The organism is Paraburkholderia saeva, from assembly GCF_907164555.1.
In the GTDB taxonomy this organism is placed as follows: domain Bacteria; phylum Pseudomonadota; class Gammaproteobacteria; order Burkholderiales; family Burkholderiaceae; genus Paraburkholderia; species Paraburkholderia saeva.
This window is the reverse complement of sequence record NZ_CAJQZC010000005.1, coordinates 125355-149105: the sequence shown is the minus strand read 5'-3', so window position 1 is coordinate 149105 and position 23751 is coordinate 125355. Positions and strand designations below refer to the sequence as shown.

20 protein-coding genes and 1 pseudogene are annotated in these 23751 nt (G+C 65.6%); 10 read left to right on the top strand and 11 right to left on the bottom strand.

What is annotated here, in order from left to right:
• Window positions 1-3: 3 nt before the first annotated feature.
• From LPA36_RS15070 to bcsB, 3 genes are read right to left on the bottom strand one after another with little or no spacing between them, the layout of a single operon-like run.
• On the bottom strand, window positions 4-3900 hold the full coding sequence (locus LPA36_RS15070) for a cellulose synthase subunit BcsC-related outer membrane protein (RefSeq protein WP_228877895.1): 3897 nt from the start codon (window positions 3898-3900) through the stop codon (window positions 4-6).
• The gene (gene bcsZ, locus LPA36_RS15065; RefSeq protein ID WP_228877894.1) at window positions 3897-5126 is read right to left on the bottom strand and encodes a cellulose synthase complex periplasmic endoglucanase BcsZ; all 1230 of its coding nucleotides are present in this window, start codon (window positions 5124-5126) and stop codon (window positions 3897-3899) included. The genes LPA36_RS15070 and bcsZ overlap by 4 nt, the downstream gene beginning before the upstream one ends.
• Window positions 5127-5129: 3 nt before the next feature.
• Window positions 5130-7469: a cellulose biosynthesis cyclic di-GMP-binding regulatory protein BcsB gene (bcsB, locus tag LPA36_RS15060; protein ID WP_228877892.1), complete on the bottom strand. Its 2340-nt coding sequence runs from the start codon at window positions 7467-7469 to the stop codon at window positions 5130-5132.
• A 379-nt stretch (window positions 7470-7848) separates the two neighbouring features.
• Between bcsB and LPA36_RS15055 the strand changes: the two genes are divergently transcribed.
• From LPA36_RS15055 to LPA36_RS15045, 3 genes are all read left to right on the top strand, one after another.
• Window positions 7849-8262 (top strand): diacylglycerol kinase, encoded by a 414-nt coding sequence (locus tag LPA36_RS15055; protein ID WP_228877889.1) that lies wholly within the window; start codon window positions 7849-7851, stop codon window positions 8260-8262.
• Window positions 8263-8347: 85 nt separating this feature from the next.
• On the top strand, window positions 8348-9706 hold the full coding sequence (locus LPA36_RS15050; RefSeq protein WP_228877886.1) for a sensor domain-containing diguanylate cyclase: 1359 nt from the start codon (window positions 8348-8350) through the stop codon (window positions 9704-9706).
• Between the two features lie 230 nt (window positions 9707-9936).
• On the top strand, window positions 9937-10098 hold the full coding sequence (locus LPA36_RS15045) for a DUF1328 family protein (RefSeq protein ID WP_074284759.1): 162 nt from the start codon (window positions 9937-9939) through the stop codon (window positions 10096-10098).
• Between the two features lie 281 nt (window positions 10099-10379).
• Here LPA36_RS15045 and LPA36_RS15040 read toward each other — a convergent pair whose 3' ends face one another.
• Window positions 10380-10580: a hypothetical protein gene (locus tag LPA36_RS15040; protein ID WP_228877884.1), complete on the bottom strand. Its 201-nt coding sequence runs from the start codon at window positions 10578-10580 to the stop codon at window positions 10380-10382.
• 350 nt (window positions 10581-10930) lie between these two features.
• On the opposite strand from LPA36_RS15040, the gene LPA36_RS15035 reads away from it, so the two are divergent.
• Complete coding sequence (locus tag LPA36_RS15035; RefSeq protein ID WP_228877881.1) at window positions 10931-11317, top strand: YybH family protein; 387 nt, start codon at window positions 10931-10933, stop codon at window positions 11315-11317.
• A gap of 87 nt (window positions 11318-11404) precedes the next feature.
• Here the strand turns inward: LPA36_RS15035 and mctP are convergent, their stop codons facing one another.
• The 3 genes from mctP to LPA36_RS15020 all read right to left on the bottom strand — a co-directional run bounded on the left by mctP (window position 11405) and on the right by LPA36_RS15020 (window position 13786).
• Window positions 11405-12898, bottom strand: a complete 1494-nt coding sequence (mctP, locus tag LPA36_RS15030) for a monocarboxylate uptake permease MctP (protein ID WP_228877878.1) — start codon at window positions 12896-12898, stop codon at window positions 11405-11407.
• Entirely contained in the window at window positions 12895-13092 is a 198-nt protein-coding gene (locus tag LPA36_RS15025; RefSeq protein ID WP_228877876.1) for a DUF3311 domain-containing protein, read from the bottom strand. Before LPA36_RS15025 ends, mctP begins: the two co-directional genes overlap by 4 nt.
• A gap of 232 nt (window positions 13093-13324) precedes the next feature.
• Complete coding sequence (locus LPA36_RS15020; protein WP_228877875.1) at window positions 13325-13786, bottom strand: DUF4126 domain-containing protein; 462 nt, start codon at window positions 13784-13786, stop codon at window positions 13325-13327.
• Between the two features lie 302 nt (window positions 13787-14088).
• Here LPA36_RS15020 and LPA36_RS29605 point away from each other — a divergent pair.
• From LPA36_RS29605 to LPA36_RS15005, 3 genes and pseudogenes are all read left to right on the top strand, one after another.
• Window positions 14089-14298: pseudogene (locus LPA36_RS29605) on the top strand (hypothetical protein); the annotation flags it as partial.
• Complete coding sequence (locus tag LPA36_RS15010; protein ID WP_228877873.1) at window positions 14295-16472, top strand: malate synthase G; 2178 nt, start codon at window positions 14295-14297, stop codon at window positions 16470-16472. The pseudogene LPA36_RS29605 and the gene LPA36_RS15010, both read left to right, overlap by 4 nt.
• Complete coding sequence (locus LPA36_RS15005; protein ID WP_228877872.1) at window positions 16469-17224, top strand: SDR family oxidoreductase; 756 nt, start codon at window positions 16469-16471, stop codon at window positions 17222-17224. The genes LPA36_RS15010 and LPA36_RS15005 overlap by 4 nt, the downstream gene beginning before the upstream one ends.
• A gap of 140 nt (window positions 17225-17364) precedes the next feature.
• Here the strand turns inward: LPA36_RS15005 and LPA36_RS15000 are convergent, their stop codons facing one another.
• The 3 genes from LPA36_RS15000 to LPA36_RS14990 form a co-directional block, all read right to left on the bottom strand.
• A complete protein-coding gene (locus LPA36_RS15000; protein ID WP_228877871.1) occupies window positions 17365-17673 on the bottom strand; it encodes a hypothetical protein in 309 nt (102 codons plus the stop codon).
• 90 nt (window positions 17674-17763) lie between these two features.
• Complete coding sequence (locus LPA36_RS14995; protein WP_228877866.1) at window positions 17764-18144, bottom strand: DUF5594 family protein; 381 nt, start codon at window positions 18142-18144, stop codon at window positions 17764-17766.
• Between the two features lie 46 nt (window positions 18145-18190).
• Window positions 18191-18583, bottom strand: a complete 393-nt coding sequence (locus LPA36_RS14990; RefSeq protein WP_228877864.1) for a hypothetical protein — start codon at window positions 18581-18583, stop codon at window positions 18191-18193.
• A 191-nt stretch (window positions 18584-18774) separates the two neighbouring features.
• Here LPA36_RS14990 and LPA36_RS14985 point away from each other — a divergent pair, with 191 nt between their 5' ends.
• The 3 genes from LPA36_RS14985 (at window position 18775) to LPA36_RS14975 (ending at window position 22639) form a co-directional block, all read left to right on the top strand.
• Window positions 18775-19677 (top strand): LysR family transcriptional regulator, encoded by a 903-nt coding sequence (locus LPA36_RS14985; protein WP_228877862.1) that lies wholly within the window; start codon window positions 18775-18777, stop codon window positions 19675-19677.
• A gap of 172 nt (window positions 19678-19849) precedes the next feature.
• Entirely contained in the window at window positions 19850-20470 is a 621-nt protein-coding gene (locus tag LPA36_RS14980) for a glutathione S-transferase family protein (protein WP_228877860.1), read from the top strand.
• A gap of 63 nt (window positions 20471-20533) precedes the next feature.
• Window positions 20534-22639, top strand: a complete 2106-nt coding sequence (locus tag LPA36_RS14975) for a 2Fe-2S iron-sulfur cluster-binding protein (RefSeq protein WP_228877858.1) — start codon at window positions 20534-20536, stop codon at window positions 22637-22639.
• Between the two features lie 223 nt (window positions 22640-22862).
• On the opposite strand, the gene LPA36_RS14970 is transcribed toward LPA36_RS14975, so the two are convergent.
• Complete coding sequence (locus LPA36_RS14970) at window positions 22863-23606, bottom strand: SDR family NAD(P)-dependent oxidoreductase (RefSeq protein ID WP_228877855.1); 744 nt, start codon at window positions 23604-23606, stop codon at window positions 22863-22865.
• Window positions 23607-23751 lie beyond the last annotated feature (145 nt).

Sequence of the window (23751 nt, the reverse complement as noted above, 5' to 3'; positions counted from 1 at the left end):
CGCTCAATAGCTCGAATAGAGACGCACAGGCGTCGGCGTGATATCGGTGTCGGGCTTGCGGCCATCGAACGCATAGCGGACGTAGACCATCGCCGAACTCGGCGCGTAGTCGTGCGAGCGGTCGATGTTGATCCGCGCGCCCGCGACGAGCTTCGGGTTGAAGCGGTACTGGACGATGCCTGCGACGCCATACGAAAAGCTGACACCGCGTGTCGAACTGCCGGCGAACACGTTGCCGGCCATCTGCTGCGCGGTCGCGGGATTGGCCACGGTCGGCACGCCATTGGGGAAATACGGCGAATCCTTTTCGTACGCATTCGATACGCCAACCGTCGCCGTCAGATCCCACGTCAGTCTGTCGCGGCGCCCCGCCCATTCGACCGGCACGCCGATCGACAGATAGCGCTGCGGGCTGTAATAGCCGCCCTGTCCGAACGTGTAGTAGCGCAGGTTGTCCGTGTAATGCCATGCGTTGCCGACGAGCCCCGTGCTCACGCGCGTACTGGCCCGCTCATAGACCGGCACGGTAAAGCCGGTGCGCAGCAGAAATTCTTGGTTGCTCGCGACGTTGCGCCCGGTCAGCTCACCCACGCCGATGTCGGCAAAAACGCTGGTACGTCCCACGTCGACCGCGGAATGAAGATCGATACCGTCGCGCCGCACGCCGCCCCAGACCGCGTTGGTCCACGGATCGCGCAACCCTGCATATGAGAGCTCGCTGCCCGTCTCGGGCCGCCGCGACGCGTTGACGGAAAAACTCGCCGGGCCGGCATCGAAGCGATACCGCACGCCACCCACGAGGTAATGCACCGGAAAGCCGAGCGGCGTCGTGCCGATGTCGAAACGCCACGCGTCCGAAGTGAATCCGGTCCCGAGCGCGACACCCGTTGCGGACTGATGCAGATCGCCGTGCGACTGCGGGCCCGGATCGGCAAATGCGGAGAACGTGCCGAACGTCTTCACGACAAACGCATTCGACGGGCTCAGGTCGAGCGTGCCGGCGTCGAGATGCACCGCGTCGACATGCACGAAGAAGTGACCGTTGTAGCGATACGGAATCTGCACGTACACCGGCACCTGCTGAGCGTGATAGTCCGACGCGCCCGCATCGCCCGATTTGTAGGCGGGAATCCACGCGCTTTCGATTTCCGGATCGCGACGCTGTTCGAGATCGTCGAGCGCGGATTGCGCGGGCGTGCCGGCCGGACCCGGCGTGATGCCCGCCGCGCTTTCCTGGATCAACGACAGACGATAGAGCGAAGCCGCGTTCTCGTATTCGCCACGGTCTTCGGCGATGCGGCCGGCCTGCACGGTCACGTCGGGCCGCGCGGGATACGCGACGCGCAACGCCGACGTCACCTGCGCGGCGTCGTCGAGACGTCGCAACGCCGCGAGCCGGCGCGCCGCGGAGAGACGCGCGTCGACGGCATCGGGCGGCGTCGTGTCGAGCACCTGATGCACGATCGCGAGCGCCTCGCGACGCTCGCCGCTCTGTTCGAGCACCCGCGCGAGCGCGAGCTGTGCGTCGGCATCGTCGGGCGCGCGCGCGATGACCGGCGCGAGCACGGCGCGTGCCGCCGCGTAGTGTCCCTGCAGGCGTTCGAGATCGGCGAGTTCGAGCGCATAACGCGTGTCACGCCGCCCCGCCGCGCTGACGTGATCGAGGAGCCGCCGCGCCTGTGCGTAATCCTGCTGGTCGAGCGCATCGTCGGTTTCGCGCAGGATAAGGCGCAGCGACTGGTCTTCGAGACGTGCCGTCTGACGCGGCGTCAGATCGTGTTCGCGACGCAGCGCAGCGAGCCAGTGATCGAGTTCCGCGTCGCGACGCGCACCGCCAAGCAGATCGCCGTAGCGCAAACGCACGTCGGCGTCGGTCTGTTGCGGGTGCGTTGCGATCCAGTCCTGCAGCAATGCAAGTCCGCGCTCCGGTTGTCCGTGGTCGATCCACAACGCGCCCGTCGAAGCGAGGATGTTCGGATCGTCCGGGCCCTGCGTGCGCGCGGCTTCGAGCGCTGCCGAAGCACCCGCCGCGTCGCCGCGCGCGAACGCATCGCGTGCCTGTGCGAGCGATTGCTGCGCAGCCAGGTTGCGCGCGAGTGTGCGTATGCTGTCGGTCTGATCGTGCTGCGCGATTGCGTCGAGCACCTGCTGCGCGCCCGCGACGTCGTCGATCGAGTTGCGATAGAGCGCCGTCGCGTAACGCATTTCCGGCGATGCAGACGCAGCGAGGCCATCGTCCATCACCACGCGGCCCATCTGCGGCAGGCCCAGATCGCGGTACAGACGCGCCAGCGCGAAACGCGTCCACGGCGCATCGGGCGCGAGACGCAATGCCGCTTCGTAGCGTTGCGCAGCGGGACCGTTCCTGCCGGCGGCGGCGAGTTGCTCCGCCTGCGCCACCAGAATGCCGGCGCGAATCTGCGCGAGATCCTGGCGGTCCTGTGCAGCGGTGAAGCGGCTTTGCAGTGCATCGAGAAGCGGTCCGACCTGATCGGCGCGGCCGGTGTTCTCGAGCAGCGTCTGCGTGCTGCGCACGGCCGACAGGTTCGGCTCGCGCGCATTCGTCAGCTCGCGCAGCAACGGTTCGGCCGCGCTCCAGTTGTGCTGCGCGAGGAGCGCGTCGGCGAGCAGCAGCTTCGCATCGGCATTGGCGGGCTCCATCGCGAGGGCGGCACGTGCGGCGCGCTCGGCATCCTGCGGACGACCGGCGGCTGCCGCGTCGCGGCCCTCAGCGAGCGTGCCCCAGAACTGCGCCGTGCGCGCGAGGCTGTCCCACTTGCCGCGATTGTCGGGCGCGAGCGCGGCCGCGCGCTGGAACAGCGCACGCGCTTCGTCGCGCCGCCCTTCGCGCATGCGCACCACACCGAGCGCGCCCACGGCGTCAGGGTCATCAGGACGCGCCTGCACCGCGCGCACGAGCAACGGTTCGGCCGCAGCGACGTCGTTACGCGCCAGCGCCTGCAAACCCCGTTGCCGCGCGATGTAGTCGGGATCGCGTTCGAGTTTGCGCTGCGCGTCGAGCTGCGCCTCGATGACGCCGACACGCTCCCTGAACTCCGTGTCGTCGGGTACGAACACCAGATATGCGCGCAATGCATCGAGATACGCAGGGTCCGCGCCCGCCGATTGCAGCACGTGACGCCACTGGTCCATCGAAGCGCCGTGGTCCGCATCGGGACGCGTCGCCAGATTCCAGGCGAGGCGGTTTGCCTCCGCACGCGTTTCGCCGCGCGCGTTCAGGAGGCCCGCGAGCACGAGCGCCGAACTGACGTCGCCCGGATCGGCGGCGATCCGCCGGTGCAGCGCGTTGATCGCTTCGCCGCGACTTTCAGGCGTGCCCGCGAGGATCTGGTAGTACTCCGCGCCGAGCGAGCCCGCCGGTGCACCGTGCGGAAACAGCACGGCAAGCCGGCGCGATGCTTCCGCCGACTGGCCGCTGCGCGCAAGCAGACGGACCGTCGCCATTTCCTGGCGGCCGCTCGTGGCGACGCGATATTCGTCTTCGATCTGTTGCGTCGCGAGTGTGCCGGGCGCTCTCGCCTGAAGGCGTGTCAGCGTCGCCTGCGCGGCCTGCGCCTGACCGAGTCCCAGCTGGATGCGCACGAGGCTCGCGAGCAACACCGGATCGTCGGGCGCGATCAGCAGCGCCTTCTGGATTGCCTGCAACGCGAGATCGTCACGATGTTTCGTCGACCACGTGCGCGCGGTGTCGTAGAGCCGGCGTGCGGCTGCATCCTGCGGCGGCATCGTCACCACCGTGGACGCGCTCACGACAGTCGGCGCGCCGTGCGCTGCGCTGGCTGCATAAGCGCCTTGCGGCGGCATCAGCAACGCGAACGAAGCCCACGACGCCGCACTGAGTGCAAGCGACGTCAGGCCGCGTGGCGCGCGTCGTTTCATGGCGCCGCGGAACACGACGGACTCCAGGGCAGGTTGAGTGTGCCGTCGGCGGCGAAGCGGTAGTGGCCATCGCGCCAGCCGAGGCCAAAGAGCGTGAGCACGCTCGTGTAGTAACCCGGCGCGTTCCGGCTATCGAGCTCCGCGACGCGCGCGACCTGCGCGTCGGCAAGCGGCGTCTCTCCGCGTGCGTCGAGAAAAGGGACCGCCGCTGCGGAAAAGCCCGCGTTGCCCATGTTCGGACCGGCAACGCCGGTCGTCGTATCGACGGTTTCGGGTGGCGCGCCGTGCGCGGCGATGAACCCGGCAAACGGCGCGAAGTACGACAGCAACGTGGCGGCGTCCGGATCCTGCGCATTCAGCATGCCGACCCACAGGTAAACGCGGATCGCGTTGTAGGCGCTCGTGGCGTTTGTTTCGGCGTCGGGCACGAAACCCGGCGCTGGCCGATAGCGCGCCCAGTCCGGTGCGAAACCGCGCGGCGCGGTGTCAGTCAGCACGCGCAGCGTCGATGCGTGAAGACGCGCCCAGCGCGCGTCCTCAGGCAGATGTGTCGCGATGCCGCGAATCACCTGCGGCGGCGAATAGCTGGGGTTCACGCGCCACGTGTCCGGCGCGGGATGAAAACCGCTCGGCCCGGGCAGCAACAGGAGGCCGACGCCGGGCACGGTCGCACTTTCCTCGTCGAGCACACGGCGCGCGAGCAGTGCGCCGCGCGCGGTGTAGCTGCGTTCGCCCCACGCATGGCCCGCTTCGAGCAGCGCGTAGGCGATCCACAAGTCGGCATCGGAAGCTGAGTTGGCATCGAGCACGCCCCACTGCCCGCTTTCGCTGCGTCCCCACAGCCAGGCCGGCAGATGCGACGTCAGATCGCCGCGTGCGAGCGCATTCTCGGTCCACCGAAGGATGGCATCGAAGGCCGGGCGATCGTTCGCGACGAGCGCGAGAAAAAGTCCGTACGACTGCCCTTCGGAGACGGTGCGCGCATCGCTGGAACCGACGTCGATCACCCGTCCTTCCTGCGAAATGAAATCACGCTTGAACTGTTCCCAGCGCGGCCACACAACCGGTCGCGCAGGCGTGCACGCACCGGCCCGGTCAGCGCCGGACGCCGGATTCGCAGGCATCGCCGTCGATGCGCCCGATGCCGGCGTCACGCCGCCCGCCAGCATCGCGCACAACGCCCAGCCGAGCATGCGCGTGCGCGCAGTCCGGTTCGCTGCCGCCATCCGTCAGATCCCCCGACGGCGTGCGGCAAGCTCCTGCAACGCAGTGAACGCACCGATCGCGAGCAGCAGGCCAGCCAGCGTGCCGAGCACGCCAAGCAGCACGGGATGCCGGATCGCCTTGCTCCAGATACGCGCATACCACGGCACATAGCCGACGAGATACGGATCGCCGACCCGCATGCTCTCGACTTCGTCATGTCGCACGAGCGTGACGTCGCCCTGAACCTGCGCAACCAGATCGGCCTTCTCGAGCATGTCGAGGACATCGGTGAGCCGGTGACGGTCCGTCGCGGCGAGCGCGACCACACTGCGCCCCGGGCTGCCCGGCAACTGGAAGCCGAGCAGCGCGGCGAGCGGCCCGCTCTCGTCGAGCCGCGCGCTGCCATCGGTCAGTTTCGCGCCGTTCCGCCAGCGCTCCTTCACCGAAAACGACGCGTGCGTGATGCCGTCGGCGGCGCCGATCGAGAGCGGCAGCGCGCGCAGCCAGCCATCGGGCACCGCCGCGCCCGACGCGCCGCCGATGACCAGCAGATCCCGGTTCGCGAGTTGCGGCACTTCTGACGGCCGCGCGACCTGGACGCGCAGCGCGGGGAAACCGGTCCACTGTCCCATGTGGCCCATCATCGTCAGCATCGCTTCGAGTTCCTCGGGCGACGGACGATCGGCGATCACGACCGCGGTCTGCGCGAGATCGGCATAACGCGTGAACGGGAAACCGCTATTGGCGAAGTACGCGAGATTCGGCATCTGCGCGTAGTGAACGAAATTCGAAAAGTCGATCGTCGAGTCGGGATCGACCGCGGCCTGCGCCGGATTCGACGCAACGGCGGCGCACAGACCCGTCTTCTGCGAATCGAGATTGAAGCGCAACTGCAGCTGGTTCGAACTGCCGACGCGGAATGCGGGAATATCGAGCGCGCTCGTCGAACGGCTGCCCGTGCCCGACAGCAGCGGCAATTGCAGACGACCCTGCGACTCTTCGGCACCGGCCGGCTGCAGACGGTACGACTTCACCAGCTGCTCGTTGATCTGGACGGCGAGCGCGGAATTGTTCGCGACGGTGGGCGCCGTATACCGGTAACGCAGGTTGAGCGGCACCCCTGCCCCGTTCCACGAATACAGGTCCGCCGGTACGCGCAGGTTCAGACGGATCGCATCGGGCGAACTGCCGCTCACCTGCAACTGGTTCGGATTGTCGACGAGTTCCCTGAACGCGACCGGCCGGTCCACCGGCAACCAGCGCGGCGCATCGTAGGGCTTGCGCGGCACGCCGATGTCGACGTGCGAGACCTGCGCGGAAGCACCCGACATCGCGGCTTTGCCGAGCACGAGCGCGTAGGCTGCATCGTCGACTTCGGCGCCTGTGCGCCCGGTGACAACCAGCAGCTTGCGACCCGCCGAAGCGGGATTGTCCGCGACGATCAACGTCGGACCGTTGACGGGCGGCAGTTGCAGGTTCGCCGGCAGATGCAGTTGCTGGAGATCGGCAACGGTGCCGACGACGATGGCCTCGTCATCGGCCGGTAGCGTCGACATCACGGGGAAACGCGCCTGACGGTAATCGGCGAGTGCACCGAACCACGATGCGAGCACGCTGGCGCTTTTGAGCGTGGCGTTATCCGGCGCCGCCGACATCACGAAGGGCAACCGCAGCCGGCTCACGTCGCGACGGTCGAAAAACGGAGCGGGCAGCAGCGCGAGATCGTTCGGCAGACGGATCGGCGCGGTATCGAGGATGAATTCGCTCGTCGGGCTGATGTCGGCCCACAGCGCGGAGCTGTTCGGGTCTTCGCAGTGATCGAGCGTGTAATGCGCAATCAGGCGCAGGTCGAACTGGTTGTAGTCCGTGAAAAAGCGCGGATCGAGCGGGATGTCCTGCGTGACCATCTGTCCGGCGTGATCGGCGGCGAACGGCACCGTCGCGACCACCTCGTTGTTGACCGACACCTTGATGTGCGAGATCGGGAACACCAGTGCGGGCGAATACGTGTAGCGCAGGCGCAGGCGAGCGCCAGTGACGATGTGGTCGAGCCGCACGCCGACGTTGACCGTGCGCGCGTCTTCGAGACCGCGCAGGTTCAACGGCAGGTAAGCGCCCAGCGCGGAGAACGGAACGTGCACCGTCGATGTCTGCGCGAGACCGGGCGCACCCGCGCCGCCGGGCGCCGCAGCCGCATCGGGTGCAGGCGCGAGCGGCAGCGCCGCCGCGCCGCCGGGCGCGGAAGAAGCCGCGACAGCGGCGGCCTGGCGAGGTGTAACGTTTTGCGCGGCCGGCAACACCGCGCTGTAAAGCGCGCAGGCGGCAGCCACCACGGAGAGACAAAACGATGCGACTGGTTTCATTGACGGATCAGTTCAGGAACACTGGCCGTCTATCGCGTCGTTGCCAGTGGCATCTTCGTGAATCCGGCCCACCGCATCGGGATGCGGCGTACAGGGAAATACAGGCGACGTGGCAGAACCGCGAATGCAGCCCTTACCGCTGTTTACGGCCATCTACGGAAATCATTGAGCGAAGGGATGCCCCGTACGGGAAGGCATTGAGGAAGACTGACGCGCGACGTGTTTGTCCTGCCAGCCCGCGGAGCGGACTGCTCTCTTTCTTTGTTTTTTGCCTGATCGCGCCGGCGGTCCCGCGTATCGCGGGCGCCAGGATATCACGTTTTTGTGACATTTTGTAACCGATCGGGCATGCTGTCTCCTTCCCGACACGGTTTTGCCCATGAACCCTTCCACTGAATCCCCGGCGGGCGTGCCGCCCAAGCGCAGCGGCCCGCTGCGCGCGCTGTTCGCGCTTCGTCATTCCTGGGATGGCATCGTCACGACATTCCGGGTTGAAAGCGCGTTTCGTCAGGAAGTCGCCCTCGCGGCGATCCTGCTGCCTGTCGCAATGCTGTTGCCGCTCAGCCCGGTCGAACGCGTGCTCCTGATCGTGCCGGTGCTGCTCGTGCTGCTGGTCGAATTGCTGAATTCGAGCATCGAGGCCGCGATCGACCGGATCTCGCTCGAACGGCACGAGCTGTCGCGGCGCGCGAAAGACTGCGGCAGCGCCGCCGTCACGGTTTCGCTGCTGATCTGCGCGGTGACATGGGGCGTGCTGTGCGGCCCGCTTCTCATGCGCTGGTTGCGCGCGTAGGTTCGGGCGCGCACCGTCACGCCCGCGCATCAGGATCGAAGATAGAATCGCCTCGCGTCGCCCTCCTTCATCATCGATCCTCCGCATGCAAAGCAACATCATGAGTCTTGCGGCCACGGGCCGTCACCGGATTGCGGCCGGCATCGTCGCGGGATTCATGCTGTGCGTGCTCGCCATCGTGCTGCCGATGGCTTCCGCTTCCGCCCCGTACATCGCCCCGTTCATGCCGATGTTCGCCATGGCCGTGTTCGCCGCCGATGGCCTCACGGCCTATCTGCTGTGGACGCAGTTCATGATCACGCGCCAGCCGTTTCTGGCGGCGCTGGCCGGCGCGTACATCTATACGGCCGTCACGGTCGTGGTCCAGATCTTCGTTTTTCCAGGCGTGTTCTCACCCACCGGACTCCTTGGCGCGGGCCCGCAAACCGCTGCCTGGATCTGGGTGTTCTGGCACGCCGGCTTTCCGCTTTTCGTGGCCGGCTCGCTCGTCGTCTACCGTATGCTGCCCGGCCCGCTCAAGAACGGCGCGTTCGTTCGCGCGGGGTGTTTACTGCTGGGTACGCCGGTGTGCCTGTCGCTCTTCACCGGCTTCCTCGCGATTCACGCGCAGGGCATGCTGCCGGATATCGTCGTCGGCCGGTCGTACCGTGAGGTGGTTTTGGGGCCCGCCGGTATTTCGGTCGCCACGATCAGTGCGCTCGCGCTCGCCTGGTTCGCGATCACGACGCGTCTGCGCACGCTGCTGCAACTGTGGATTGCGGTCGCGCTGGTCGCTTCGCTCGCGGACGTCTCATTGACAATGGCGGCGAGCGAGCGCTTCAGCGTCGGCTGGTACGTTGGGCGACTGGCCTCGGTGATGGCGTCGAGCGCGCTGCTTGGTGTGCTGATCTGGGAAATCGCGAATCTCTACCGTGCGCTGCACGCGGCCAACATCAAACTGGGCGAGTACGCGGTGCTCGACGGCCTGACCGGCATTTTCAACCGCCGCTATTTCGACCAGCGCTATCCGGCCGCACTGCGCCAGGCAAACGAAACCGGCCGGCCACTGGCGGTGCTGATGGTCGACATCGACCGCTTCAAGAGCTTCAACGACCACTACGGCCACCAGCGCGGCGATGAATGTCTGATCGCCGTCGCGCACGCGTTGAAAGGCTGCCTGCGGCGAACCGGCGACTTCGTGGCGCGCTACGGCGGTGAGGAATTCGTGATCGTGCTGCCGGAGTGCAACCAGAAGATGGCCGGGCAGATCGCCGAAACGCTGCGCGACGGCATTGAGGCGCTCGGCATCGAAGCGCATTTCACGGAAGCCGGCCACGTGACCGTCTCGATCGGCCTCGCCGCATCGTGCGGCACGGACCGCACGATACCGGCGACCCTGCTCGCCGAGGCCGATGCGGCGCTCTACCGCGCGAAGCGCGAAGGCCGCAACCGCGTGGCTGCCTGAGCGCGGCCCGGCTCATCGTCGAACCCGTCCTCTTCATATCGACCCGCTGACGCTACGGCAAACACGCGGCCGGCCCGGTCGCATCCATTCAGGCGCATCACCCCGTGCTCGCGTGCCGCGACTGGGCACGGGTGTTGCTGTTTGCCATGCGGCGGCGATTTCGCCGGCCTGCGGAACGACGCCATCCAGCGACGTCAATCAATCCGGCCATTCAACGGTGGGAGGCCTTCATGCTTCGTTATGCTGCAATATTTTTCATCATCGCCATCATCGCCGCCGTCTTCGGTTTCGGTGGGATCGCCGCTGGTGCGGCTGAAATCGCGAAGGTTCTGTTCTTCATCTTCCTCGTGATCTTCCTCGTAACCCTGTTGATGGGCGTCATCAGGCGATAGAGAGACGCGCTCGAGGTCTCCCGGTTCGCCCACGGCGAACCCCTCCTGAAAGCGGATTCGCGCGCCACTGTCTTCGCAGTGTCGCGCGATCTGTTTTGTGGGGTGCGGGGCGACCCGCTCAGGGGCTTCGCCAGACTGGCTGTGGACCGGTAAAAGTCGACCGCCATGGCGCTCTGGCTGATCGCGGGTTGCAGAAATTGCCTGTCGGCTTGCAAGAATTGCCGCCTGCTGCCGGCCAACCGCCCTGCGGCGGTCTTGCCAAGGTAGCGCGTGTACCGTCCCTACTTCGAACGGGCCTCGAGTAGATCGAGTGCATCGATGAGCCGTTTCAGGCGACCGCGTTGCGTGGGAACAACAACCGCGGATGATATTGTCTGCACCCGGTTCTGCCAGTACGACAGCGGAATGCGGTCGTCCGGCGAGATGCGCGTCACGATCTGCTCCAGATGGAGGATGTCTTTCTCAAGCTGATGGTGATCCATTGCTTTCCCCGGCGTCGCGCGGCGCCTGGTGGCGACGCGCGTCACGGTTTGTGGTCTCTCTGGTTAGTTCACCATGGCGCGAACGGCGGAATGACGCCGCGGTGGAGAACCAATATGACACCAAGGGAAAACACCAGGCAAGCGAGCCCACCGGTTTCCGAGGAATCCTCAGAACGCCCTGTCCTGGTGCACGCCCGCCCTCGTGTTTGCGGTAGGCGCGAGCCCGGCGACGGCCGCCAAATCTTCACAGGAAAGGGCTGCGAGCGCACGTATGCATGCGGCTCGGCATGCTGATTGCGGCCATTTCGGAGATCATCCATGACTCACCCTTCCACTCGAGGAGCGCTGACATGAGTAACGACGAACAGGCAATCCGCACGCTGATCGATACGTGGATGTCCGCGAGCCGGCGCGGCGACACAGCCGTCGTGCTGGACCTCATGACCGACGACGTGGTCTTCATGACGCCGGGCCGTCCGCCTTTTGGGAAGGTGGCGTTTGCGGCGATGTCCGCGCAGATGCAGAACGTCCAGATGGAAGGCACGGCGGAAATCGAGGAGCTTCAGGTCGCAGGCGACTGGGCCTTCGTGCGCAATCATCTGAACATCACCATCCGGCCGCCCGGCGAGGCCGCGCCCGTCCATTACGCCGGCTACACGCTGACGATCCTGCGCAAGGACGCGAGCGGACGATGGCGACTCTCGCGGGACGCGAATCTCGTCGCCCCAAAAGTCTGAATGTGAAAAGCAGAAAAGCCGGCACAGGGCCGGCTTCTCCGTCAAACACGGGGCGCCCATCATGGCCCGCCCCTGATCATCCATGCATCAGCTGCCCGCGACCGCGCCAACCGGTGCACGCTTCGGTGAAACCGCCGACACGATAAACGTGACGACGATATTCACGACGAGCGCGATCAGGCCGATGTACAGCGGCCACGTCGTGCCGCCGACATGCAGCGGATACACAGGCTTCAGCCCCTGCACGATCGCGAGGCTCGTCCCGGTCACGAGACCGACCAGCCAGCCCGCGAGCAGCCCCACCGTCGACATGCGTCGCGTGTAGAGCGTGAACACGATCGCCGGGAAGATCTGCAGAATCCACACGCCGCCCAGCAGTTGAAGATCGATCGCGTACTGCGTCGGCAGGAACACGATGAAAAGCAGCGCGCCGAACTTCACGACGAGCGACACCATCTTCGCAGTCGATGCTTCCTTCGCCGGCGTGATGTCCGGATTCACGAGCGGACGCCACAGGTTTCGCGTGAACAGGTTCGCCGCGCCGATCGACATGATGGCCGCCGGCACCAGCGCGCTGATCGCAATCGCGGCGGCCGCGAAGCCCACGAACCACGACGGGAAGATCGTGCCGAAGAGCACCGGCACGACGTCCGAAGCCGACTTCACGTGAATGCCCGCTGCAATCGCCATATAGCCGAGCAGCGCGATGAGACCCAGCAGCAGCGTGTACGCCGGCAGGAAGATCGCGTTCTTGCGCACCGTCTTCGCCGACGACGAGGACAGCACCGCCGTCATCGTATGCGGATACATGAACGCGGCGAGCGCCGAGCCGAGCGCAAGCGATGCATATGCGGTGAACTGCGATGGCTTCAGGATGATGCCGGTTGCGCCGCCCTTCGCCTGGAAGAACTTGTCGGCCGAATCGAACACCGCGCCGTAACCGCCGAGCTTCGCCGGGATCAGCCACACCGCCGCGATCACGACGATATAGATCATGATGTCCTTCACGAACGCGATCATCGCCGGCGCGCGCAGGCCGCTCGAATACGTGTACACCGCGAGAATCACGAACGCCACGATGAGCGGCAGTTCGCCTTCCACGCCGAGACCCTTGATCACGACCTGCATGCCGACCAGCTGCAGCGCGATATACGGCATCGTCGCCACGATGCCTGTCAGCGCGACAGCGGCGGGCAGCAGCTTGCCGCCGTATTCGCCGTGCACGAAGTCGGCCGCAGTGATGTGGTTTTTCGTTTTCGCGATCTGCCAGAGCTTCGGCATCACGGCGAACACGAACGGATAGACGATGATCGTGTACGGCAGCGCGAAGAAGCCATAGGCGCCCACCGAATACACCAGCGCCGGCACCGCGATCACGGTGTACGCCGTATAGAAGTCACCGCCGACGAGGAACCACGAAATCACGGTCCCGAACTGACGGCCACCCAGACCCCACTCGTGCAACTGCGTCAGGTCGCCCCGCTTCCAGCGCGCGGCCACGAAGCCGAGCACCGTCACCAGCGCGAAGAACGCGATGAATACGCCCATCGCCACGCCATCCACCGGTTTGATATCGCTCATTTGAAGCTCCTGTAGACGACGTACAGCAGGAGCGACGTCACCGGCACCCATAGCAGCTGATACCAGTAGAAGAACGGAAAACCGAGCAGCGACGGCCGTACGTCGTTATAGAACGGCAGCCAGAGCAACGCGATGTAGGGGATCACCAGGAGAATCCTGGTCCAGGATCGACTTGATTGGTCGGATGAGGTCATGATAGTTATGTTGTCAAACTGAAAGGAACTTCCGGGCGCAGCACAACGGGACGCCGCCGCACGCTGCTTGTGGCACCGTGTCGCCAGGAAATGGATATGAAGGTTCCTGCGCGACGGCACGTCTTCCGGTACTGTCGCGGTCGGAATTATGGGCGATTATTGAAAGGTTTGCAGTGCAGCCCGCAGGGCCCGCATCGACGCAAACAGCAACCGGGCGAGGACCGCCCGCCGCTCAGAGCGCCGTGTAGATGAGGATCGCGCCGCCCACCGCGACGACGTCCTCGATCAGCGCCGCCGGCAGATCACGGCCGAACGCGCGCGCGAGTGCGCCGCGCGCCGAGGCACCGCCCAGCGTGCCGATGACCGCACCGATCACACCCGCCACGAGCCCGGCGACGAGCGCGCCCGCCGGTGCGCCGATACACGCACCGCACAGCGCGCCGCTGACGATGCGCGTGCCGAACTGCATCGGCACCTTGCGGCTGGGGGTTTTGGGAAGTTGATCCGTGACCAGTTCCACCACAGCGAGCACCGTGAAGATCCACGGCGTGACAGCTGCGCCCATGAACGCGAGCGGCGTGCCCTGCAGGTTCAGCACGCCCGCATGTGCGGCCCAGCTGATGGCCGCGGGCGCCGTGAATGCACGCAGGCCAGCGATGATTCCGATGAAGAGCGCAAGCAGGTAGATCGACATGGACACCTCCAGGGTGGAGTGCGACACGGCACGTCGCGAGGCACGAACAGCGCGTCACGATAACCGATTGCATCTTTCATGTCCTGGGAGCGGTCATCTCAGCGGGCAAGGCGATCACGCACTCCGCATTTCTGGTTTCTGGACGATACCGGTGTGACACTGCACACTCCGGAGTGATGCATTCACGCGTCCGTGTGCCGCCTCAATGTCGCGTGCGGCCCAGGTGTGTAGCGAGTGTGGTCCAATATCGCCCTTCGCCGTTGCGCCAGCCCGCGCACCGGGAAGGTGCGGCGATCGCGCGGGGACGCACGGCTTTCCCCGGCGCACCGCTTTCCGGTACCCTCGAAGGCGGCGTGCCAGTGGCGGTCGACGGCCTTGTGGCCGGCGGCGTCGGCGCGTCGGGTGTAAAGATGGAAGGCGGACCAGAATGCCCACGTGGCGCGTGCCGGCGCTCACAGTTTCAACGCTTGAACGGGCAACAGGCCCATACAGACAGACGGAGCAGTTCATGACCCAGATGACCGACCAAGGCGGCCTGCGCATTGCAGCCGGACTCAAACAGTTTATCGACAGCGAAGCCCTGCCCGGCACCGGTGTCGATGCCACCCAGTTCTGGGCAGGCTTCGATACCCTCGTGCATGAGCTCGCGCCCAAAAACCGCGCGCTGCTCGCCGAACGTGACCGCCTGCAAACGGAACTCGACACGTGGCATCGCGCGAACCCGGGCCCGGTGCGCGATCTCGCGGCGTATCGCACGTTCCTCGAAGGCATCGGCTATATCGTGCCCGCGCCGGCGGCGTTCAAGGCGACGACCACGAATGTGGACAGCGAAATCTCCACGCAGGCCGGCCCGCAACTCGTCGTGCCGCTGTCGAACCAGCGCTATGCGCTCAACGCCGCGAACGCGCGCTGGGGCAGCCTGTATGACGCGCTCTATGGCACCGATGCGATTCCCGAGACCGATGGCGCCGAAAAGCAGAAGGCGTTCAATCCGGTGCGCGGCGCACGCGTAATCGCGTTCGCGCGCGCGTTCCTCGACGAAGCCGCACCACTCGCAAGCGGCTCGCATGCGGACGCCACGCGTTACAGCATCGAAGGTAACGAACTGGTTGTCGTGCTGAAGAACGGCGCCACGGCGTTGAAGACACCGGCGCAGTTCATCGGCTTCCAGGGCGAAGCGAAGGCCCCGTCAGCGATCCTCCTGAAGCACAACGGTCTGCACTTCGAAATCCAGATCGACGCGAACGATTCGATTGGCAAGACCGATTCCGCGCATGTCAAGGACGTGCTGATGGAAGCCGCAGTGAGCACGATCATCGATTGCGAAGATTCGGTCGCCGCCGTCGATGCCGACGACAAGGTCCAGCTGTACCGCAACTGGATCGGCCTGATGAAAGGCACGCTCACCGAAGAAGTCACGAAAAACGGCAAGACGTTCACGCGCAAACTGAACGCCGATCGCGAATACCGTCGCGCTGACGGCTCGACGGTGAAGCTGCATGGCCGCTCGCTGCTGTTCGTGCGCAACGTCGGGCACCTGATGACGAACCCGGCCATCACCGATCGCGACGGCAACGAGATTCCCGAAGGCATTCTCGACGCGGTCGTCACGACGCTCTGCGCGATCCACGACCTGCAGAACAGGCTGAATTCGCGCACCGGCTCGATCTACATCGTGAAGCCGAAGATGCACGGCCCCGCCGAAGTCGCGTTCGCCGCCGAACTGTTCGCGCGCGTCGAGAAGCTGCTCGGCCTGCCGCACAACACGATCAAGATGGGCATCATGGATGAGGAACGCCGCACCAGCGTAAACCTGCAGGCGTGTATCGCCGCAGCCGCTGAACGTGTCGCGTTCATCAACACGGGCTTTCTCGACCGCACCGGCGACGAGATGCATTCGGCGATGGAAGCCGGCGCGATGATGCGCAAGGGCGACATGAAATCGTCGAGCTGGATCACGTCGTACGAGCGCAATAATGTCCTCGCTGGTCTCGACGCAGGCCTGCGCGGGCGCGCGCAGATCGGCAAGGGCATGTGGGCGATGCCCGACCTGATGCACGCGATGCTCGAACAGAAGATCGCGCATCCGAAGGCCGGCGCGAACACCGCATGGGTACCCTCGCCGACCGCGGCCACGCTGCACGCGCTCCACTATCACAAGGTCGAGGTGCAGGCTGTGCAGGAAGACATGGAACGCACCGCTTACACGAACGAACGCGACGCGCTGCTGAAGGGCCTCCTCACGATTCCGGTCGTCGAAAAGGCGCAGTGGTCGGACGAAGAAATCCGCAGCGAAGTCGAGAACAACGCGCAGGGCATTCTGGGTTATGTGGTGCGCTGGATCGATCAGGGCGTCGGTTGCTCGAAAGTGCCGGACATTCACGACGTCGGGCTGATGGAAGACCGCGCGACGCTGCGCATTTCCAGCCAGCACATCGCGAACTGGCTGCGTCACGGCGTCGTAACGCCTGAGTTCGTGACGCAGGCGATGCAGCGGATGGCAAAGGTCGTCGACAAGCAGAACGCCGCCGATCCGCACTATCAACCGATGGCGCCGGACTTCGAAACATCGCTCGCGTTCAAGGCTGCGTGCGCGCTCGTCTTCGAAGGCCGCGAGCAGCCGTCCGGCTACACCGAGCCGCTCCTGCACAAGTTCCGTCTCGAAGTGAAGAAGGCCCGCGCATGACAGATCCGGCAACGCAAGTGGCGACGCGCGCGGTCGTCACAGGCCACACGCGTGGCCTCGGCGACGCGCTCGCCGCGGCGCTGCTCGAACGCGGCGTCGAAGTGCTGGGCGTTTCGCGTTCCTTGAACGCATCGCTCGCGCGACGCTATCCTGAGGCGCTCACCGAGGTCGAACTCGATCTCGCCGATACCGCACAGGTCGCGCAGTGGCTCGGCAGCGATGCACTACGCGGTTTCGTCGCGGGCGCGGCGCGCGTCGTGCTGATCAACAACGCGGGCATGGTGCAGCCGATCGGTCCACTCGGGATGCAGGACGTGGCCACGATTGCGGGCGCGGTCAGCCTGAATGTGGCAACGCCGCTGATGATGGCCGCCGCGTTCGCCACTGCGAGCGGGGACGCAACCGACCGTCGCATCGTGCACATTTCCAGCGGCGCCGCGCGCAATGCGTATGCAGGCTGGAGCATCTACTGCGCGACGAAGGCGGCGCTCGATCATCACGCGCGCGCCGTTGCGCTCGACGAAAACCGTGCGTTGCGCATCTGCAGTCTGGCGCCGGGCGTCGTCGATACGGGCATGCAGGCGGAAATCCGCGATGTCAGCACGGCGCAGTTTCCGTCGCGCGGCAAGTTCGAGGACCTCAAACGCAACGGGCAGCTTGCCTCGCCGGAAGCATCGGCGGCGAAGCTGGTCGACTATGTGTTGAGCGACGCGTTCGGGCAGGAACCGACCGCCGATATCCGCGAGCTTTGATTACCGCCTTAAACCGGCAAGCGAGCGGCCAAACAAGCGGCTAAGCAAGCGGTCAAGCGAGCAAAGTGCCGGCCGCGGGCGCACAACGCCTGCGACCGGCACTTTTTTTGAAACGCGAGAAAACCGCGGAAACGCGAAAGTCAGACGCGAGGCAGATCGTCGATCGATTTTTCGACGTGACCGCCGGGCACATCCGTATCGATGCCATCGTGGCCGTCCGTGTGCGAGACGGTCTTGATCTTCGGCCCCAGCAGCCGCATGCCGCCCAGCGTGTAAAGCGACCAGACCAGGTTGCCCGCACGGATCACGTTGACGACTTCGTCCACTTCGACGATTTCATGCTGCGAGAGCCACTCGTGAGTCTTCGGATTGATGAGCGCCCAGCGCACATGCGTGACGCGGTCGTTAGCAGGATTGATGCGTACAGCATCAACAGCGTACGTAGCCATAGCCACCTCCATCGTCCTGACCGCCAGATCGTAGCATGACGGCCACACCACACAAGACGGCGCGGCGCCGCCGTGTTTCAAGTCCCGACGTCATGACTCGAAATCGAGTCCGCCGATGAGGATCGACGGTTCCGCCTGCGAGCGCGAGCCGAAATCGATCGCGCGGCCGCCCTGCCAGTTATCGAGCTTGCACGACAGCGCGTCGAGGTAGCGCGCGAAGCGCGCCTCGCCGCCCGCTTCCAGCAGGCCATGAATCGCATCGCTGTCCCACGTCAGCAAAACGTTGAGCGAATGGGTGTAGCCGTGGCCGGCCGGCAGGATGTCGGCGGAAATGCGTACCTGGGTGGGATGCATCGGGCCGGCATAGGGAATCACGGCGAGGTGTACGCGTTCGCTGAAAATGCGGGCGAGCGCGGTGGTGATACGCGGCACGAATTCACGTTCGAAGCGCTGCGCTGTCTCCTGGTTCATGATCGCTCACCGATGAGGTCTGGATGGCAGTGTCGTTGATCGCCGCTCAGTGCGCAACGTGCTTCGCCCAGTCGAGCCAGCCGAGATTGAGCGCGGCATTGACAAGGATGCCGAGGAGCGACGCGAGCGCCGCGATCATCGTCCAGAACGCGGACCGGCGCGCGACGGCGGCGGACCGGCGCGACGCCTCGGCGGCCGAATGGGACGCGAGCGCGGACTGCTTCGCCGCTTCGCTGGAATGCTCGGACGCGGCGAGCGAGCGGAACGACAGTTCGCGTTGTTCACTTTCCGTTGCATGCTGCTGCACCTCGGCCTTGCGGTACATCCACTCGCGGGCCCAGTCGCGCGATTCGGGGCTGGCCGCGGCCGATTCGATGTGCGCGCGCACGGCAGGCGCGCCTTCCGCGTCCCACTGTTTCCACATGTCCTCTTTCGTCACGACGGCCCTCCGGCGCGCTGCGCGATGGTGCCGAAATCGTAGCATGGCGTGTCTGCCGCGGTTTCATGGTGACGCTGGCGCTCGCGCGATGAGCCGCGCCAATGCGGAACATGCCCAGGCTGGGATATCCTTTGTGGGGTCGCACCAGCCCTGACCTCGTTTATCTCTTAGCGCGCCCCGACAGGAACCGTATGGACCGTCTGCAAGCCATGACTGCCTTTCTGACCGTGGTCGATACCGGCGGGTTTGCGTCGGCGGCACGCAAGCTGAAGGTGTCGCCCTCCGTGGTGACGCGCATGGTGGGTGAACTCGAAGACGCGATGGGCGTGCGGCTCCTCACCCGCACAACGCGCATGGTGCGCATGACCGACACCGGCGCCGACTATGCCGACCGGTGCCGGCGCATTCTTGCCGACATCGAGGAAGCCGAGCAGTCCGCCACCAGCATGCACGGCACGACCCGCGGCCTGCTGTCGATCACGTCGTCGATGCTGTTCGGCAAGTACTACGTGACGCCCATCGTCATCGAGTATCTCGGCCGGTATCCGGAAGTCGACGTCAGCTGCTGGTTTCTCGATCGCATCGTGAATATCGTCGACGAAGGGATCGACATCGCGATACGCCTCGGCGACCTGCCGGATTCGTCGATGCAGGCGGTGCGCGTCGGGCAGGTGCGACGCGTGGTGTGCGCCTCGCCCGATTATCTGGCGCAGCATGGCGCTCCGCGCAATCCCGAGGACCTGGCCGGACGCGCGATCGTGTCGGCCAGTGGCCTGTCGACGCTGTCCGAGTGGCGTTTTGGCAGCGACGAGCGGCGTCAGGCGGTGCGCGTCAAGCCGCGGATGACCACGACGACCAACGATTCGGCGATCAGCGCGGTCGTCGCGGGCCTCGGGCTCACGCAGCTTTTGTCGTACCAGGTCGCGCAGCAGCTGCGCGAAGGTTCGCTGCAGATCGTGATGGAAGCGTTCGAGCCGCCGCCGCTGCCGATCCACGTGATGCATCGCGAAGGACGCCACGTCACGCGCAAGGTCCGCACGTTCGTCGACCTCGCAATCGAGACGCTACGCGCGAATGACTCGCTGAATCCCTGACGGCGTCGCCGCGCGCCGGCCTGAAACGCTCCGTTCAGCCGCGCTTCCCGCATTCTTCTCGTTTCGCGAACGGTCAATTCTTCGCGCGACGGATTCAAACCCGTGACGACGCAGCCTAGACTGCAATCGCTGTCACACACATCCAGTCTGAATTCGTCCGAGGAGAACCACAATGAAGCTTCACTACCACCCGCTATCCGGTCATTCGCACCGCGCCCGTCTGTTTCTTTCGCTGCTCGGCATCGACCATGAACTGGTGGAAGTGGACCTGACGAAAGGCATGCACAAGTCGCCGGAATTCCTGAAGCTGAACGCGTTTGGCCAGGTGCCGGTGCTGGTGGATGGCGATACGGTGGTTGCCGACTCGAACGCGATCCTGATCTATCTCGCGGGCCGCTTCGGCAAAACGGACTGGCTGCCGGTCGAACCGCAGCAGGCGGCCGCCGTGCAGCGCTGGCTGTCGGTCGCCGCCGGCGAACTCGCGTACGGTCCCGCCGCCGCGCGTCTCATCACGCTGTTCGGCGCGAAGCTCCATGCGGATGAAGTCATCGCCCGCGCGCACAGCGTGCTCTCGCGCATCGAAACACAACTGACGGGACGCGAATGGATCGCGCTTGCGCATCCGTCGATTGCCGACGTTGCGCTGTACAGCTACGTCGCCCGTGCGCCGGAAGGCAACGTCGACCTCAGCGCGTATCCAAACGTGGCGGCGTGGCTCGCCCGCGTCGAAGCGTTGCCGGGATTCGTGCCGTTCGTCCAGTCGCCCGTCGGCCTCGCCGCGAAAGCCGCCTGAGCGCTGGACCTTTCAGCGTGGGCGCACTGCGTCCCCGCAATGCCTGCCTTGCCGGGAGTTGCCATGATGACTGATGCACCTGAAACGATTGCACGCTCGCCGTGGCACGAAGGCGAACTGGCAATCCAGCGCAAGGCCGGCGTCGACAAACGCATGACCGAAGTCGGTCGCCGCGTGATGCGCGACTTCCTGCCGGAACAGCATCGCGCGTTCTATCCGCTCCTGCCGTACGTCATGCTCGGCGCGGTCGATCCAGCCGGCGACGTCTGGGCAACCGTGCGCGCGGGCCAGCCCGGTTTCCTGTATTCGCCGGATGCGCTGACGCTGCATGTCGGCACGGCCCGCGATGCAATGGACCCCGCCGACAGCGGCATGGAAGACAGCAACGCAGTCGCCCTCCTCGGCATCGATCTCATGACACGGCGGCGCAACCGGCTGAACGGCACAGTGCATCGCGAGAACGCGGGCGGGTTCGATCTGCACGTCGGCATGAGCTACGGCAACTGTCCGCAATACATCACGTTGCGCGACTACGAATTCGTGCGTGACGCAGCCGCGCCCGCAAGCGCAGCGCCGCAGTACACCGATCATCTCGACGAGCGTGCCCGCGAACTGATCCGTTTCGCCGACGCGTTTTTCGTCGCCTCGTACGTGGATCGCGACGAAGACGGCGTGACGCAACGCCAGGTGGACGTCTCGCATCGCGGCGGCAAGCCCGGCTTCGTTCGCATCGGCGAAGACGGCGTGCTGACGATTCCCGATTTCGCCGGCAACCTGTTTTTCAACACGCTCGGCAATATTCTGGTCAATTCGAAAGCCGGACTCGTGTTCCCCGATTTCGAAACCGGCGATCTGCTGCAGCTCACCGGCGAAGCGGAAGTCGCTCTCGATTCGCCGGAGATCGCGGCGTTTCAGGGTGCCGAACGGCTCTGGCGTTTCACGACGCGCCGCGCGGTCTACCGCAGCGGCGCGTTGCCGCTGCGCTGGACGAAGCGCCGCGACAGCGTCTCGCCGAGTGCGCTGCTCACGGGCGACTGGCACGAAGCGGCGAGCCGGCTGAAGGCCGCAACGCTTGCGCATGCGTGGCGGCCGATGAAGATCACGCACATCGTCGACGAAAGCGCGACGATCCGCTCGTTCCATCTGGAGCCGATGGACGACGCCGGCCTCGTGGCACATGCCGCCGGTCAGCATCTGCCGATCCGCGTGACGCTGCCCGGTGAAACCCGGCCGGTGATTCGCACCTATACGCTTTCCGTTGCGCCTTCCGATGGTCTCCACCGGATCAGCGTGAAACGCGAAGGACGCGTGTCGTCGTATCTGCACGACGCGCTTGCCGTGGGCGACGTGATCGAGACGCGCAGCCCCGCTGGCAGCTTCACGATCGACGCGGCCGAGCGCCGTCCGGCCGTGCTGCTGGCTGCGGGCGTCGGCATTACGCCGATGCTCGCGATGTTGCGGCATATCGTCTATGAAGGCTTTCGCAAGCACCGCATTCGCACGACGTACCTTTTTTATGCGGCGCATTCGAAGGCGGAGCGCGCGTTCGATCGCGAGATTGCCGCGCTCGAAGAGGCCGCGGGCGGTGCGGTGCGCGTGATCCGCATACTGGGCCAGACTGACGGCGCGCTTGAATCGCAGGATTACGACGAAGCCGGCCGCATCGACATGGCGATGTTGAGCCGCAGACTTCCGTTCAATGACTACGACTTCTATCTCTGTGGACCGGTGCCGTTCATGCAGAGCATCTATGACGGGCTGCGCGGCCTGAACATCGGCAACGCACGCATTCACGCGGAGGCGTTCGGGCCCGCGTCGCTGATTCGCAAGCTGGATGCAGATGCGGGTGCGGGCACGGCCAGGCCGGCGGCGCAGCCCGCGCAGTCTGCCGTGCCGGTCGTGTTCACGAAGTCGGGTAAGGAAGCGCGCTGGACGCCTGAATCCGGGACACTGCTCGAACTCGCGGAAGCGCGCGGCCTCGCGCCGGAATTCAGCTGCCGCGGCGGCAGTTGCGGCACCTGCCGGACGAAGATCCTGCAAGGCGCGGTGGCGTATCCGGTCCCGCCTGCCGCCGAAGTGGCCGCCGACGAAGCCTTGATCTGCTGCGCCATGCCCGCTGCGGCTGAGCCGGGCGCGCAAGAGGCGGCTACCCTTCAACTGGATCTGTGACGCCAGGGCTCTGGCGAACGGGTTTTGAGTGAACGTGGCGGTGGATGTCGATTAACCACTGCCCTGGCCGGATTCGCCAGAAGGCGGTCGGTTGCCGGATCAGGCAGTTAGTTGCGTTTTTGAGTCGACAACAACACGTGCCAGAGGGCGGCGACGCGATGCCATCACGGCCCTATCGTGCCGACATCGCCGCCGTCCTTCTGAATAACGCGCCGGTTGCCCGTCAGAACGACTCGTTGTACGGCCGCAGGTCGATTTCCTGCGACCACGCGCTGCGCGGCTGCTGATGCAGACGCCAGTACGCATCGGCGATCTCGTCGGGTTGCAGCAGGCCGTCGCCGCCGCTTGCCTCGATACGTTGCGGCGCCGCCTGACGCAGTCGCTCGCCGTCGATACCGCCATCGATAATCACGTGCGCCACATGCACACCCTGCGGCCCGAATTCGCGGGCGAAACTCTGGCTCAGTGAGCGCAACGCCGCCTTCGAAGCCGCGAACGCGGCAAACGGCGGACGCCCGCGCAGCGAAGCGGTCGCACCCGTGAAAAGCAGCGAGCCGCCGGCCGCCGCGAGCATCGCGCGCACGGCCTCCTTGCCGAAGATCAGACCGCCGAGCGTGCCCGCCCGCCACACGCTTTCGAACTGGGCAGCGCCAAGATCCAGCAGACGCGCACTGCTCGAATTGCCCGCGTTGAAGACGGCCGCTTCGAGCGCGCCCGCCTGCGCGATCTGTGCCGCGATCACGGCCATTTCGCTTTCGCTCGTTACATCGCCCGGCAGCGCGAGCGCGTCGCCGCCCGTCCGGCGGATTTCGTCGACGACCGCTTCGATGCGCTCGCGCGTGCGCCCGGTCAGCGCGACCGTGAACCCTTCGCGCGCGAACCGGCGTCCGAGCGCCGCACCAAGACCCGCGCTCGCGCCCACACCGGCGATCCATGCGACGCGCGGCCTGTTATCCGTTTGAACCATGCTGTGCCCCGTGACTTTCGATGACGCCCGCGCAGACGATGCGACGCTCAGGCATCTGTGGATGAAAGGGAATGTGCGCAGAACGCGCCTGGGGCAGTATAGGCGTCGATGCATAATTGGACGCCAGGATATGTCGCGAAGCTGT

What these genes read in the sequence shown, in the direction of transcription:
- bcsB (WP_228877892.1), bottom strand. Translation starts at nt 7,469, where the DNA reads ATGAAACCAGTCGCATCGTTTTGTCTCTCCGTGGTGGCTGCCGCCTGC.
- LPA36_RS15025 (WP_228877876.1), bottom strand. Translation starts at nt 13,092, where the DNA reads ATGACCTCATCCGACCAATCAAGTCGATCCTGGACCAGGATTCTCCTG.
- LPA36_RS14995 (WP_228877866.1), bottom strand. Translation starts at nt 18,144, where the DNA reads ATGAACCAGGAGACAGCGCAGCGCTTCGAACGTGAATTCGTGCCGCGT.
- LPA36_RS15020 (WP_228877875.1), bottom strand. Translation starts at nt 13,786, where the DNA reads ATGTCGATCTACCTGCTTGCGCTCTTCATCGGAATCATCGCTGGCCTG.
- LPA36_RS15005 (WP_228877872.1), top strand. Translation starts at nt 16,469, where the DNA reads ATGACAGATCCGGCAACGCAAGTGGCGACGCGCGCGGTCGTCACAGGC.
- LPA36_RS14975 (WP_228877858.1), top strand. Translation starts at nt 20,534, where the DNA reads ATGATGACTGATGCACCTGAAACGATTGCACGCTCGCCGTGGCACGAA.
- LPA36_RS15035 (WP_228877881.1), top strand. Translation starts at nt 10,931, where the DNA reads ATGAGTAACGACGAACAGGCAATCCGCACGCTGATCGATACGTGGATG.
- mctP (WP_228877878.1), bottom strand. Translation starts at nt 12,898, where the DNA reads ATGAGCGATATCAAACCGGTGGATGGCGTGGCGATGGGCGTATTCATC.
- bcsZ (WP_228877894.1), bottom strand. Translation starts at nt 5,126, where the DNA reads ATGGCGGCAGCGAACCGGACTGCGCGCACGCGCATGCTCGGCTGGGCG.
- LPA36_RS14985 (WP_228877862.1), top strand. Translation starts at nt 18,775, where the DNA reads ATGGACCGTCTGCAAGCCATGACTGCCTTTCTGACCGTGGTCGATACC.
- LPA36_RS15000 (WP_228877871.1), bottom strand. Translation starts at nt 17,673, where the DNA reads ATGGCTACGTACGCTGTTGATGCTGTACGCATCAATCCTGCTAACGAC.
- LPA36_RS15040 (WP_228877884.1), bottom strand. Translation starts at nt 10,580, where the DNA reads ATGGATCACCATCAGCTTGAGAAAGACATCCTCCATCTGGAGCAGATC.
- LPA36_RS14970 (WP_228877855.1), bottom strand. Translation starts at nt 23,606, where the DNA reads ATGGTTCAAACGGATAACAGGCCGCGCGTCGCATGGATCGCCGGTGTG.
- LPA36_RS15070 (WP_228877895.1), bottom strand. Translation starts at nt 3,900, where the DNA reads ATGAAACGACGCGCGCCACGCGGCCTGACGTCGCTTGCACTCAGTGCG.
- LPA36_RS15045 (WP_074284759.1), top strand. Translation starts at nt 9,937, where the DNA reads ATGCTTCGTTATGCTGCAATATTTTTCATCATCGCCATCATCGCCGCC.
- LPA36_RS15050 (WP_228877886.1), top strand. Translation starts at nt 8,348, where the DNA reads ATGCAAAGCAACATCATGAGTCTTGCGGCCACGGGCCGTCACCGGATT.
- LPA36_RS14980 (WP_228877860.1), top strand. Translation starts at nt 19,850, where the DNA reads ATGAAGCTTCACTACCACCCGCTATCCGGTCATTCGCACCGCGCCCGT.
- LPA36_RS15010 (WP_228877873.1), top strand. Translation starts at nt 14,295, where the DNA reads ATGACCCAGATGACCGACCAAGGCGGCCTGCGCATTGCAGCCGGACTC.
- LPA36_RS15055 (WP_228877889.1), top strand. Translation starts at nt 7,849, where the DNA reads ATGAACCCTTCCACTGAATCCCCGGCGGGCGTGCCGCCCAAGCGCAGC.